The following is a 12,930-nucleotide window of genomic DNA, read 5'->3' on the forward strand; positions in this document are numbered from 1 at the left end:
TATCGCTCCCCATAATTATCGCGCCAAAAAACGCCACCAAGACGCCCATGGCTATAATCTTATCTGTGCTCCATGCCATCGACTTTTCCCTCCAATCGTTCGAGCCTGGAATGGTCTGAACGGGTTCGTTGGTCTAATTCTGCGACCCGCAATTCCAGTTCGTGTCGTCTATCTTCGGCGGTTAATAATTCCATGCGCAAATCCTTAATAGCATCATTCAAATTTTTGATTGATGTATTAAGCGGCTTTAAAATCGAATATGAAAAAATGCCCCATACGAAACCTAATAAGAGCGTTACCGATACTGCGTTCTGCAAGATTATTTCCACGTCTATCACCCGTTACCCCCTGTGCAGAGGACTTTTTATCTTTTGAGAGTTTCCCTGACCTCACATCTGCAATTAGGTCATTGATATTTTTTATATTATGTGTTGCACGGCGCAGGTTTTTTACGTATTCAAAATTGATATTAAAGCAGTATCTCTTTAACTCCGTTTCCTGGTCTGTTGGTGATGGCTCGTCGGGGTTAATCGCCTTGTTGTCAATCAAGACGCATCCGTAAGGAAAGACGGAATAAACCCACCGATTGTCGTTAATCTCCCAGAACGCAAGCCGCCCAAAATAAGAAGTCGCGCCCGTGGTTAATTGTGCAAAACCAGATTCGACACTTTCGCAAAATGTATATTTACTTTCATACGCCCAAAGGCCGATTTGATGCTCAGATTTAATTTCGGCGTTCCCCGTCCAAAGTCTTTCGCGGCGATAACTTCTCACTGCGCCCTCTGTCATAACGCTTTTGTCGGGGTTTGTTGTTTCGAGATAACCGCATACATCGGGGTCGATTAAATACTGGATTCTTCGTCCGTTCGCTACTCCCGAAAATGTTCTCCTAAAATCGGTCATTATTGAGCAATTGTCGGGACAGTTTATCCGCACGACGGGGAACTCTTTTTCGTTTATTTCTGTTACTTCTGCTCCCTGCGCATTCGTCCATTCTCGCTTCGATATCCCGTTATTTGTGTTTTTATTTACGACTAGCCAGTGTTGCAAAATCTCTATTGCTCCCGTAGATTTTACCCGCAAAACATAACACACAATAGGGCAATAAACATGATAATATGACGAAACATCTTTGTATTCTCCTTCGTCCCTATCATATTCCTGGTCGATGGTATGCGGAGAACAAACACCCTCGGCAATCGTCAAAATTATCATTTCCCATGCGCCACTATCGTTCGTAAATACAAAATTTAAAACTTGCGTATGCAGATATGATACCCAAATATCAACGTTCGTTAATTCTTCTCCCGAATAATTCCCTTCTTGCGAATAGCGTTTCCAAATTTCCGTATCACCTCCGTCGTCATTATACTCTAAATAAATTTCTTTCAGCTTATCAATCGCAAACTCGAACTGCCCTAAATTCATTTGAGCTATCGGCGTGCCGTTCTGCTTGACTACTAAAATCGGATTATTTGCGACCCACGGATTCCCTGTCACCCAATTAAAACCGAAATCATCCGTCCCCTCACTTTGCGTATAATAAAAATTGATAGCAAAAAAACGGAAAGGTCGATTTTTGCCTTGCGGCGCATCTGCGTTCAACCCATGCCAAGGTGCTTTCTGCGACAAAAATTCTGCCGTGAAAACGCTTGTTTTAGTCACCCGCATATCGAGAAAACAATTCAAGTCGCCCGCATAATGTTGCGGGATTCCTGCATCTGTTAAATATGCGCAATAAATCGCGTCTTTTGTTGTATACATCCAATTCGCAACAACGCCGCCTTTACCATTTATGGGCTTTATTTCGCTAGGCAAATTAAACCACATAATGTCGGGGTACTTCCATTCCGACCACCCGTAGGGCGTGCCATTTTTGCGCAATAAACCCGCGCCAAATCCATAAAAAAGATACCCCGAAACCCGACTAAAATCTGTCACAGTTTGACGGACGGGAACATGGCCGTAAACGATACGGCCATCCGTCCAAACTCTGTCGCCAACTTTTACGGGCAAATTTCCAATCATTCGTAAAAAGCGCCCATCCTCGTCTGTGATGCCGCCACCGCCCACGGAAGCGACGGTAACTGCCCTCAGATACTCATACCCATTAGACACCGACAACCACCGCCATTCCGTTATCTGAGATAATACACCAAACCGCGTCGCCATCTTTAAAAAACATATCAACGGCAGGGGCAAATGGGAGAACTTTCTCCCCAATAACCACGCTCCCACCGCGCACAATTCCGCGCCGTGCTTTTTGGTTTTTCGTGCGGTCGTAAATGGCCTGTGATACCAGATTAGACACCGCGTTTTTCATCCTGCTTAAATCCGCCATTTAATACCACCTCACGATTTCGATTGTCTGTTTATTTCTGATTTTCTCGTTTACAGTTACCGTATTAGACCGCAAATAATAAATATTTCCGCCCAGGGAAATTTTATCATTGAAATCAATCACGTGCGGATAATCATAAACGTCAACAGTGATTGATTCTTCGGTTTTGCGGTCGAGCCAAACAATCGCATCCGTCAATGATTTCAGCATGGCTTCACCGTCAACGGGGAACGATGTGTCTATGAGCGTCACACCGTTTATTGTACGGTTTCCGATTTGCTCTTTATCCTGGTGATGAATAATTCCGTACAATAAATATTTATTGCCATCGCTATCACTGACAACAATTCCGCCACTACGCCCAGAATTACCCCCGCCTGCAATTTGATTTTGCTGATACGGCGTTATACGGTCATCAAAATTAGAATTAGTGACGACGCCACCAATAACGCCGTCGTCGTCGGTGCTATAAACGTGCGCTTGAGTATAGCTTACGGGCTCGTGAGTTGTAACGACCTTATCGACCAATTCACCGCCGCTATACGTTTCCGCCGTCTCCTTATGCAAGAATTTTTGCCCATCGCCTTTTGTGATGTATTCATACGTCGTGACGACTTTTTCCTCTCCGTGCTCTACTGTAGTCTCTTTTACTAAATTATCATCCTCGTATTTTGCCGTCCCCCCGCCTTCTTCCTCCTCACTTTCTTCGGGTGGGTTATATGGTTCTTCATCGAACTCACTCCATTCTTTCATGCGTGAAACGACTTCCGTTTTGCTCCACGGGTCGCTCCCCCATGTCATGCGCATGAGCTTTCTTTTTATTGTCGGCTCGGCTAATTTTAAATTATCCAGAACAATCGTATTTTGTTCCTGCCCGCGCTGAATAACGTAAATAGTTTCGTTTCGCATATACACGTTAATCATTAAATGCGGGATTCGTGAAGTCCATCCAAAAAGCTCCGAAATCAATCCAGAATAATTCGAGCCAGATTGTACGGTTGTGCTCATAGTAGATATAAAATCAGTAAACTGTAAAGAAACATTTTTCCCTAGTTTACTTGCTATTTCCGTAATATGAGCACTTGCGGGCGCGGACGGAATTTTCTCGACTTGTTCCTCATGCGCGGCATTGTATCTGTTAATTTCCGCTAAATACTCCGCCGTCCACTCAAACTTATTTTCGGGGATTTCATACGCCAACTGCCGATATAATATCTCGTCAACATCGCACGTTAAATGGCAAGATTCCAAAATGCCTTTTGTCGTCGTTTCCTCCACCCGCCCGCGAATAATATAATCAAGAAATTGCAGATTGACCGCATCCATGATGTTTACGTGAGCCGCATAAACAAAAGAAATATTATCCGTCAATTGCTGTTCTTGCATCGAAATAGTGCAACTCTGAATAACCGAATTGTCTACGGGGCGTGGGAAAACTGGCGTGTCGTGAGACGGTGGATTATACTCTGGCGGTACATACACAGGGACAACAATATTCCGTACAAGATTCCGCTGAATATCAATCGGAATTTCCACCGTGTTAATTATTACTCTTTCCGCTGAGAATGTTTCGGTAATGTTTTTATTATAGTCGTCAAGATACCTTTCTGCATCGACCTGCAAATCTACGTTTATAGCATTACCGCAAACAATCCTTTCCGCGTCTATTGTATAATTCGCCTGCGCCGTTAATACGCGTTGCGTATCGATATCAAGCGTTAGGGAAATGTCTGGCCAATGCGCATTATCCGTAAAATCTAACTTGCCGTTCGATATAACGATATTTGAAAATAACGCATAAGGCGCACTATCGAGCAAATAACTCGAATTAAGCACGAGATTTTTGAACGGCATTCCCACATGAACAGGGCCGCTATACGAATAAATCAAGCCACCATCATCGGTATAAACTTCGATGATGCCATCGGTGTCGTCAGCTTCCAGATGCAAAATAATAGTCTGCAATCCATCCGTTTTCGCAACGTTCTCTAGTGTTGCAATAGCTGATGAACCGCCCGCGGCCATAGTGTTGTCTATATCAATATCGTCCGTATCCCAGAAATCTGTTCTAATTACCGTCGCAAATCTAGTCGAGTATTCATCAATAACAGTCCATTGAGCATCACCATTTTCACGATACACGTCGAATTTTATCCAAACTCTGTCGGTATCGGGGATAGGAAAAGTCCCTTTTGTTTTCTCAAACTGCGTAAAGGCTACGCCAGTTTTACTTTTACTGACGGGGAGGTTGTTATATTGTTTGGCGTTTGATGTATTCAGCAACCCTTCAAGCAAACCTACATTTTCATAACGCCAGATTTCCTCGTCGGTAATATTTCTTTGCGCATCGAAATACACAACAACAGCGTTCTGAAGCAATCTTTCAGCATCAAAACTAACCGATAAATCTGCACAAATATCGCGCTCAACATCAGCCGAAAAAGCGGCGCTTATAGCTAATACTCTTTCAACATCCGCATAAAAATTCTGCTGGATTGAACCGCCAACAAGCTGTCTTTCGGCATCAAAAGACAGTAACAGACTTTTTAAAATTTCGCGCTGTGCATCTGCTGAGAAGCTAACAGATATATCGGCAGAAACGTTATCATAAAACCAGAGCGGATTATTCGAAATAATGACATTAGAAAATAAGTCTGCGTCACCACTGTCAACGCCAGAAACAATGTCAATTTTAGAAAAAGGAATCCCGCCGTTTACTGCGCCATTAAAAGAATACACAAGCCCGTCAACATCCGAGAACAATTCAATAATTCCGTTTGTTGAATCGGCCTTCATGTGCAAAATAAACGTGCGAAGGGTGTCGTCAATTTCAACCGACATTGACACATCCGCAATAATGCCGTAACTGTTCCCGTCGTAGTTAACAAACCGAATAACCGTGCCAGGGGTATAGTTACACAATGCGAGAATCCCGACGACTATAGCTGAATTGCTTTGGTAATTTGTGTAATCAAGAATTTTCCATCCGTAGGATTGTGAATAAACGTCGAATTTTATCCAGATTTCCGCTGTTCCCGTGGCAATATCAAACAGCGCTATATTTTCCGTCGTCTGATAAAACGCCGAACCTGTTTTGCTTTGAGTTTGCGGAAGGTTGTCCACCTGTACGGCGGTGTTAGTATTAATTAAATCTGTAATCGTACCCGCGTTTTCATACTGCCATAAAGTCGCGGGAATTTTTGGCATTCGGATAGCGTCAAATTTTAAATAAAGAAATGTCTCGTTAAACCACAACGGCGAATTTGAAATTTCAATGCTCGAAAAAAATGTTCCGCTACCGTCTGATTGCAAATATAAATTGCCGAAATTCGTGCCGCTATTAACTTCCCCTGTATACGCGTACAACAAGCCGCCATTGTCCGTGTATGCTTCGATTAAGCCGTTCGTCGAATCGGCTTTCATGTGCAGGATGATTGTCTGAAGCGAATTGATTTTTGCCAAGTTTGACCAATAATACACATTCGTACTACGGTTAAAAAACGAAATGCGGCCATCCGTCTGAGCAGTAATACCCGTAGCGTTCCCGCTACCCGTAGAAATGTCATACGCCCGCCAACGGTTCACCCCATCAAAATAAACATCGAATTTAATCCAGACTTCTTTCGACGCGGGCACATCAAAAATTTTCGTCTGCGTGGTCTGATAAAATGCCTTGCCCGTCCTGCTTTTAGTCGCTGGTAAATCTGTTAATTGCACCGCCGTGGTTGTATTTATCAGCGTATCAATTTCCCCGATATTTTCATAATGCCACTCGCTAGCAGGGATTTTTGCCCGTCTAATAACGTCGGGGTAAAACTCAATAATATTATAAAAAGATGCATCAGGTGGCGTGAAATTACTGCCTGATGTCCATAAATCAACGCCATCATAAATGCGGAATTCGTCAATTGAACCAATTAGCCCTTGATTTCCATTCGGCAGTGCGCCGATGACAATATCGAATTCATCTCTATTATATTTTGGAATATTGTATAATCTTCCGACCTTGCCATTTACACAGAGATATAAAGACGCACTACCGTATGTATCTGGGTTATAAACCAAAGCTACGTGAACCCTAGTATTTATTCCTGGTTCAGTATTATCAACATTGTAGCCGTAATCCTGCGAACAATCTGCATAACTATTTGCCCACAAATTAAAGAGAGACGAATTATTTGCGGACTTGCGTACAGATGCTAGAAAATAACCATTTGTAGGATTAATAATCGAAAACAATCTAGCATTATTGGGAGATGAAGAATCAACACGAGCAATACAATCAATCGTAAAAGGTCTTCCGCCTAATTCCACGCCCGACAATTTAATAAAGCTATTTCCGTCCAATTGCAACGCCTTGCCACTAATCGCATTTGTAGCGGAAATAGTGGGGTTCCCCGTTGATGCCCACTGGTTATCGGCAATAAAATCTTTTGTTGCCGATTCGTCAAATCTAAGCCATGACCGCAGATATTTATTGCCGATATCCATACCAACACCGCCTTATTATACTGCCGTAATTGTCGCCGTTACTGCAAGGCTAACGCTTCTATCTGTGCCAGGATTCTCGGTACTTGCGCTGGATGCCTGCGCCCAAAAAATCGTATTTGTCGTGCCGATAGCCGACGTAATAGTAATACTGTCTGCATACGTGCCATTCTCCGTCAAGCACAGTTTCCAGCGGTCATTCGTGTCGCCGCTATCTGCAATAGTTGTATCGCCAACGGTGGTATATCCCGTCTCGCAACGAATCGCCAGCTTAACCTTTTTTGTTTCGGCTTCGGACGCATTTAGCGCGACAGTGATAGGCTCGGTGTAAGTCCCACCCGTGGAAACTGCCGTGCCATCAGTGCCCGCCGCCGTGGGGTTGCCTTTGTAGATGTTAATATAAGCGTTTGACATTTTTAAACCCTCCAAACCTCAAAGTCGAGTAACACATAATCTTTAAACCGTGGGAAATATTTATAAGAGCGCAAAACAAGTCGCACATCTTGCCAAATTGCCCCCGATTCATCCGTGAAATTTACAAGCGTTCTGGATTCCCAAAGGGAATATATAGCCGCCGCATTGTCCCACGAAAACAACGCCGAAACTGTGATGGAATCACCGCTCGAAATATGACCGTAATCCTGTACGGTATTCCCGCCAATGAGCGGAATTTTTTCGATTCTATCGTCAAAATTTATCATGCAACTTTCGGGCGAGCGATAGCTTTCTATCTCGTTAATTTTAATTTTCATAGTTATCGCCCCCCTTAATTTCCGTAACTTGTATTAAGGCGGCTTGTAGCCTGCTCAACTGCCGATGTTACTCCGTTCGCAACGTCGCGGGTAATATCATCCGTGAGCTGTTTTTTCATCGCATTGTCGAACACATAAGCCCCGCCTAGATTGACATTTATCGACGGATTAACGTTGATTTGGGGCGGGTTCGATTTCTGCTGAATCGCCCCTAAAATCTGTTGTAGATTGTTATTCATTTGCGGAATTTCGCCGTTTATCTGCCCCAGGATTCCAGTCACTTGCTCGTTACCCTGCGCCAGCACGTTTGACAGCTGAGACAAATCCCCGCCATCTTTAACCATGTTCGCGCCCCAATTATTAGCTTCTTTCATCGCTTTTTGGAATCCGAGCACTTCTTGCATATTCGTGGATTCCCAGGACGGCACGCCCGCTTCCCGCATCATCTGCCGTTGCAGGGCTTTTACCGCGTTTTGCTGGCGGGCTTCGGGGGATAATGTGCGGTCTATAATCTGCATTCCGCTTCCGCTTATATCGCCCCGCAAGGCTTTCCGATACGTGTCTAAATACTTTTTTTGGCTCGTAAACATATTTTTGACAGCATCGTTTGTGGCCTGCTTTTTCTGTTCTTCGGCGGCGCGGGTCGCTTGTACTTCGTCAAGCCCCTTCTGAATCCATGCCCGCTTTTCACGCTCAATCTGATTCAATCGTTGCGTAAGAGAATCAGCATAAATGCCGTCGAGATATTGCGCGACCTCTTTCTCATGCGCCTCGATGATTTTCCCTTTTTTCAAAGATTCTTCAAGCGCGACCTTTTCGGGGTCTGCGCCTTTTTTGAGCGTATCTTTTGCGGAATTTTCAACACCGCGGAGGGAATTTTGCAAGTCATTATGCGTGAGGGAATAGATTGAGCGGTCAAGGGCTTCATTCGCTTCTTTGGCTTCCTTTGCCGCATCTTTCATGGCCTTTTTTATATCATCCGAAACCTTCACCCACGCGGCGGCTTCGGTCGTCCCCTGGTCGATAGATGCTTGCACCTTGTCTTTTATTGCGTCAAGCTGTTCCCGCAATCTTTGGCTCGTTGCGCCTGCCAGATTTTTTTCCAGTTCTGCCTTTACTTCGGATGCTTGTTTTTCCAGTTTTACAGATTCGCCAACGGAGGTTTTAGTCGCTTCAAGTCGTTGTTTTTCAAATTCTTCGATTGATTTGCGTTCCTGCTCTTTTAATTCCAGTCGCTTTTTTGCGGCGGCGACTTCTTCGTCGGTGGAGAATAATTTCGCCCACCCCGCAAAGATACCTTCGCCCGCATTTGCACCGACGCCCGCGCCGACCATCGCGCCAGGAACACCGCCAGCCATAAAGCCACCGACGCCGCCAGCCAATGTGCCAAGCATCTTCCCGCGGTTCACATGGTCGCCGTAGCCTAATTCCTTTAATACGTTCAAATCTTCGGCAGACGTCGTAACTTCGCCAATGGCTTTTTTAACATCACCTAAGACACCTATTAACGCCGTCAAAGTTGATGCCAGCCCGCCTACCGCCGTTCCTGCGGCGCGGCCAAACTCCTTTATACCTTCCTTGTTGTCCGAAATCAGCTTCGCAAATTCCGCAAATCCTGCCGTTATTTCGGGCATTAGCTCAGATGCCACAGGCATTAACGCTTGCCCTATTGCGCCCGTCAATTGCCCCGCCTGCATCTGCATCGCTTGCCATTCGATATATAATTCGTGGGCTTCTTTCGGGTTTAAAAGTCCCGTGGTCTTTATGCGCGATACAATCTCCATGTTCGTCGCATAATCCTGCAAAAGCGGGACTAATTGCGCCCCTTTTGCACCCAGGACGTCTCTCACAAATTCAGCTTCGCGCCCAGATGCAATCGCCTTTTGATACGCCCCTGCAAGCTGTGCAAGCTGTTGCTCGTAGGAAAGTAAATTGCCGTTTGAATCAGTGAGCGAAAAGCCAAATTCGGCCATTGCAATCGATAGCGCATTTTGGCTTTTTGCAGATGCTAAAACCTGTTTATCGAGACGAGCGAAAATAGGCACAACTGAATCAATATCAACACCAGAAAGGCGGAAAACTTTTTGCAATTTGCTGGCTTCGGCGGTCGTTGTATGCAGGCGACTTGACAGCTTATACAAATCATTTCCCGCGTTCATTGCCTTGTCGGTCAAAGCAAAGATACCAGCACCCGCCGAAACCCCCGCTACAATGCCCGTAATAGCCCCGTTGAGCTTCGATATTGCGCCCACTGTACCTACTATCCGACCCTGTGCATTCTGAGCCGCAGACGCCAATTTTCCGAATGCTCCCGTTGATACCTGGGCGGTTTTTGCTAGTTCTGCATTGACCTGCGCAATTCGCGCTTGCAGTTGAGCAATATCTTTCTGTTGATAAAGGCGTTTAGTATCAACCCCGCGCGTTAGTGCGTGGTCTGTGCCGTAGGTCTGGGCGTTAGATTGATACGCCCGATTAAGCAAATCCAACTTTTTTTGTTGGACGGCTAATTCGTCCGTTAATGCTTTTTCCTTCGCTTTGAGCGCATCGACATATTTCCCCGCGGTTTCCAGTTTTGTTACGTCGATATCCGCCTGCAAACGGATTTGTTTCGCCTCGGAATTTAGGCGCGACATGGCCTGCCTAACCGTCTGCCCTGCCGTCTGAAACCCCAACTCTAGGTCGGCAATATCAAGCCCCAATGATAGATAAAGCGAATCTATTTCCTGCCCCATTGCGTCTTTTTTTGCCATGTTTTCACCTCACAAAACATCCTCGATATTTGCCATGTTTTTGCCCGCTTCGATTTTTTCCATCACGCATAATTGGTCGAGTAGAAAAGCTAAATCAGTTTCGTCTATTTCTTTAACTGTCCATCCATACCCGTCCTGGAATTTTGCGTATAAACTCAAAATCTGCTCATACGGCGAAAGTTCTATTTCTGCGCTTCCGCCGTTTCTGCGTTTGGGATTTTTTTCAGCTTTTCATTTACAATGCGGATAACATAAGAGGCGGTCGCCATATATTGCGGGAGAACATCGGCAGGGTCAATTTTCTCCGCATCTTCCAGCCCGTACATTTCCGCGATAATCTTCGAATGTTCGTCCATGATTTTAATAATCGACCAATCATCTTTGTCGATTTCATCATATTCTGCAACCCTGCGCCACATACGCATCGTGGGGCGCGGCAGGGTTATTTCCTGCCCATCAATAAGCGTAATTTTTGGTATTTCCATCCCGAAAAATCCTTTCTAAAAAAGGGCGGGTGTACCCGCCCCATACGTCTATATTAGCTCGGTTCCATTGCGGAATACCAGCCCGAAATAAGTGTCGCACTTTCGGAATTGTCGCTATCAACAATTCGCTTCCATGCGCCGTCGTATTCACGAGCCACGAACCGCCCTTCGAGCTTCGGGGTCGTAAACTGAACGCTTTCGCCTTTGGTCTGGATAGTTTCCTGCGTCGGGGAAAATCTGCCTTTCAGCAGTTTTACATAACGGGTGTTGCCGTTATGTTTCTTCGCTTCAAACGCCAGGCCGACATAAGGCGCGGTGTCAGATGCCTTTGCCTCCAACTGTTTCGTCGTACTGTTGACAGTATGCCCGAGCAATGCCGCAACATCTTCCAGCGGCATATCCGCCGTCTCGATAGTAACAGAGATTTCCGTCATACTGGAATCAGTTGCGAAAGGTGCATCATCGCCGTAAAGTGTGTTAAACGTTACGGACGGGTTGATATCGACCTGTATTGCGCCCGCAATCTTCTTCATCGCGCCGTAAGTTGCGCCAGATGAAGTGTCCGCGGAAACGGGAGCATAATACAGATTTTTAAGTCCTACTGTTGCCATTCTGCACTCACCCCTATTCTGTAATCTATAATCAATATTTTTTCGCCGTTCTCAACGTATGGCATCGCCTGTACGCGGGCGAAACCAATGCCCTGCATAATCCTATTTACATGACGATAAATCGCGCCATACTGCCCATCGCGGGTCAATATGTGTATGCGGAATGTAACTCTATGAGTTAATTCGACATCATCGCCAGCTAAAGCAGGAACGTCAGAAATCGGCTTATAAACCAAGGCGGGATAACGTGTTATTTTGTCGCTCGGTGCTTGTAGATGGAAAATCGAATCAGCACCATTTGCAAGCAATGCAGTTAAGGCGGTATCGCCGCTTAATCCCGCATAAACCCGCGTTTCTAGCACCATAGTTTCCACGTTATCCCCCCCTTTTTATTGCGGCTTGTATGGCTTCGGAAATGTATTTTTGCACATAAGCCTTGTTTTCCTCAAGCGCGGGATATAAAAACGGATGATTCACACGGGGCGAAAATTCAACGATTTGACCGTAAAGAAATCCATCTTCGGATTTCGCATTTGCTGAGATTTGATAGACAGTTTTTTTGTCATTCGGCTCGGCCTTAATCGAATCTCTCAACGCCCCAGGCTGTACGCCTTTTGCGAAATAATTCTTTCCGTTTTCTTTTTTATGACCCTCATAAACTGGGCAATTCTTTTTCGCATCATTGACAACTTTTTCGGCACATTCGGCAAGCGCATCCTTCGCCGCCTTCAAAACGTGCTCGCCTAGGTCTTTCAGATGCTTTTCTGTTTGCCCTGTCGTGATGCCACCGCGCGAAAAGCTCTTAGCTTTGTAGTTATTGCGTTTGCGCCGCGCCATCTTGCACCACCTCAACGCAATCTAAAACCGTCCAGATTTTGCGGGATTCCGCGTCATACGGCGTTGCCGTTATGCGCAACCTTTTCCCGCGCCATTCCAGCAAATCGTCGGGAAGAATATCGTCACGATACCGCACAACCACGCGATAATGAATCTCTGATTTTCGCTCGATTCCTCCGTCTGAAATAGGATTAGAAAGGGGCAAAACCTTCGCCCACATTTCCCCCCGAACACGCTCCTCGCTGGCAAGGATGTCTCCTTGAGCGTTTCGGAAATTCACAAACGAAATAATCTTTATACGCTCCGTCAAATCATCAATCGTGGTTTTTAAAATACTGCCCGTGTTAATCATGACGAATTTTCCTCCGTGACAACATCGCCCCAGTATTGCAACTGCGCAATCATGGATTGAATATAGTACGGGAATGACGTCCGTTGGTCGTTGCTAGGGTCGCGGTTTCGGTACATTTCTGACACCAACGCAAGTTTTACCATGTCCGCCTTTGATGCGAAATCTGTATCGCTCAATTTGTCGGTAAAACCATCTACGGCGGCAACCAGATATGAATCAGCCGCCGCCATAAATGTTCCGAGCAAGGCGTTCTCATGGTCTGCGTCAATACGCAAATAATCTTTAACTTGCGCAAGTGTAACAGCCATGTTTTA

Annotated in this window: 12 protein-coding genes; all 12 read right to left on the minus strand. The window is 45.4% G+C overall.

Annotated features, from left to right (window positions below; all coding sequences use genetic code 11):
• Window positions 1-237: 237 nt before the first annotated feature.
• On the minus strand, window positions 238-2,118 hold the full coding sequence (locus P159_RS0112580) for a hypothetical protein (protein ID WP_029544540.1): 1,881 nt from the start codon (window positions 2,116-2,118) through the stop codon (window positions 238-240).
• Window positions 2,111-2,341: a hypothetical protein gene (locus P159_RS0112585; RefSeq protein WP_029544542.1), complete on the minus strand. Its 231-nt coding sequence runs from the start codon at window positions 2,339-2,341 to the stop codon at window positions 2,111-2,113. Before P159_RS0112585 ends, P159_RS0112580 begins: the two co-directional genes overlap by 8 nt.
• Window positions 2,342-6,832 (minus strand): LamG-like jellyroll fold domain-containing protein, encoded by a 4,491-nt coding sequence (locus tag P159_RS0112590; RefSeq protein WP_029544544.1) that lies wholly within the window; start codon window positions 6,830-6,832, stop codon window positions 2,342-2,344. It abuts the gene before it with no gap.
• Between the two features lie 15 nt (window positions 6,833-6,847).
• Window positions 6,848-7,243 carry a hypothetical protein gene (locus tag P159_RS0112595; protein ID WP_029542011.1) on the minus strand — a complete coding sequence of 132 codons (396 nt, stop codon included), beginning with the start codon at window positions 7,241-7,243 and terminating at the stop codon, window positions 6,848-6,850.
• Between the two features lie 2 nt (window positions 7,244-7,245).
• A complete protein-coding gene (locus P159_RS0112600) occupies window positions 7,246-7,581 on the minus strand; it encodes a hypothetical protein (RefSeq protein WP_051650346.1) in 336 nt (111 codons plus the stop codon).
• Window positions 7,582-7,595: 14 nt separating this feature from the next.
• On the minus strand, window positions 7,596-10,331 hold the full coding sequence (locus P159_RS18750; protein ID WP_037377054.1) for a hypothetical protein: 2,736 nt from the start codon (window positions 10,329-10,331) through the stop codon (window positions 7,596-7,598).
• Between the two features lie 182 nt (window positions 10,332-10,513).
• On the minus strand, window positions 10,514-10,816 hold the full coding sequence (locus tag P159_RS0112615) for a hypothetical protein (protein ID WP_029544550.1): 303 nt from the start codon (window positions 10,814-10,816) through the stop codon (window positions 10,514-10,516).
• A 53-nt stretch (window positions 10,817-10,869) separates the two neighbouring features.
• Window positions 10,870-11,427, minus strand: coding sequence for a major tail protein (locus P159_RS0112620; RefSeq protein ID WP_029544552.1), 558 nt, complete (start codon window positions 11,425-11,427; stop codon window positions 10,870-10,872).
• Complete coding sequence (locus P159_RS0112625) at window positions 11,415-11,792, minus strand: DUF3168 domain-containing protein (RefSeq protein ID WP_029544554.1); 378 nt, start codon at window positions 11,790-11,792, stop codon at window positions 11,415-11,417. Before P159_RS0112625 ends, P159_RS0112620 begins: the two co-directional genes overlap by 13 nt.
• A gap of 10 nt (window positions 11,793-11,802) precedes the next feature.
• Window positions 11,803-12,264 carry an HK97 gp10 family phage protein gene (locus P159_RS0112630; protein ID WP_051650348.1) on the minus strand — a complete coding sequence of 154 codons (462 nt, stop codon included), beginning with the start codon at window positions 12,262-12,264 and terminating at the stop codon, window positions 11,803-11,805.
• Complete coding sequence (locus P159_RS0112635; RefSeq protein WP_029544558.1) at window positions 12,242-12,616, minus strand: phage head closure protein; 375 nt, start codon at window positions 12,614-12,616, stop codon at window positions 12,242-12,244. Before P159_RS0112635 ends, P159_RS0112630 begins: the two co-directional genes overlap by 23 nt.
• Complete coding sequence (locus P159_RS0112640; protein ID WP_029544559.1) at window positions 12,613-12,924, minus strand: head-tail connector protein; 312 nt, start codon at window positions 12,922-12,924, stop codon at window positions 12,613-12,615. The genes P159_RS0112635 and P159_RS0112640 overlap by 4 nt, the downstream gene beginning before the upstream one ends.
• Window positions 12,925-12,930: the final 6 nt, after the last annotated feature.

Origin of the sequence: Selenomonas sp. AB3002, assembly GCF_000702545.1 — a bacterium.
GTDB lineage: Bacteria > Bacillota > Negativicutes > Selenomonadales > Selenomonadaceae > Selenomonas_B > Selenomonas_B ruminantium_A.

Excerpts from the sequence above, each read along its gene's own strand:
- P159_RS0112585 (WP_029544542.1), bottom strand. The coding sequence starts at position 2,341 with ATGGCGGATTTAAGCAGGATGAAAAACGCGGTGTCTAATCTGGTATCA.
- P159_RS0112590 (WP_029544544.1), bottom strand. The coding sequence starts at position 6,832 with ATGGATATCGGCAATAAATATCTGCGGTCATGGCTTAGATTTGACGAA.
- P159_RS0112595 (WP_029542011.1), bottom strand. The coding sequence starts at position 7,243 with ATGTCAAACGCTTATATTAACATCTACAAAGGCAACCCCACGGCGGCG.
- P159_RS0112600 (WP_051650346.1), bottom strand. The coding sequence starts at position 7,581 with ATGAAAATTAAAATTAACGAGATAGAAAGCTATCGCTCGCCCGAAAGT.
- P159_RS18750 (WP_037377054.1), bottom strand. The coding sequence starts at position 10,331 with ATGGCAAAAAAAGACGCAATGGGGCAGGAAATAGATTCGCTTTATCTA.
- P159_RS0112615 (WP_029544550.1), bottom strand. The coding sequence starts at position 10,816 with ATGGAAATACCAAAAATTACGCTTATTGATGGGCAGGAAATAACCCTG.
- P159_RS0112620 (WP_029544552.1), bottom strand. The coding sequence starts at position 11,427 with ATGGCAACAGTAGGACTTAAAAATCTGTATTATGCTCCCGTTTCCGCG.
- P159_RS0112625 (WP_029544554.1), bottom strand. The coding sequence starts at position 11,792 with ATGGTGCTAGAAACGCGGGTTTATGCGGGATTAAGCGGCGATACCGCC.
- P159_RS0112630 (WP_051650348.1), bottom strand. The coding sequence starts at position 12,264 with ATGGCGCGGCGCAAACGCAATAACTACAAAGCTAAGAGCTTTTCGCGC.
- P159_RS0112635 (WP_029544558.1), bottom strand. The coding sequence starts at position 12,616 with ATGATTAACACGGGCAGTATTTTAAAAACCACGATTGATGATTTGACG.
- P159_RS0112640 (WP_029544559.1), bottom strand. The coding sequence starts at position 12,924 with ATGGCTGTTACACTTGCGCAAGTTAAAGATTATTTGCGTATTGACGCA.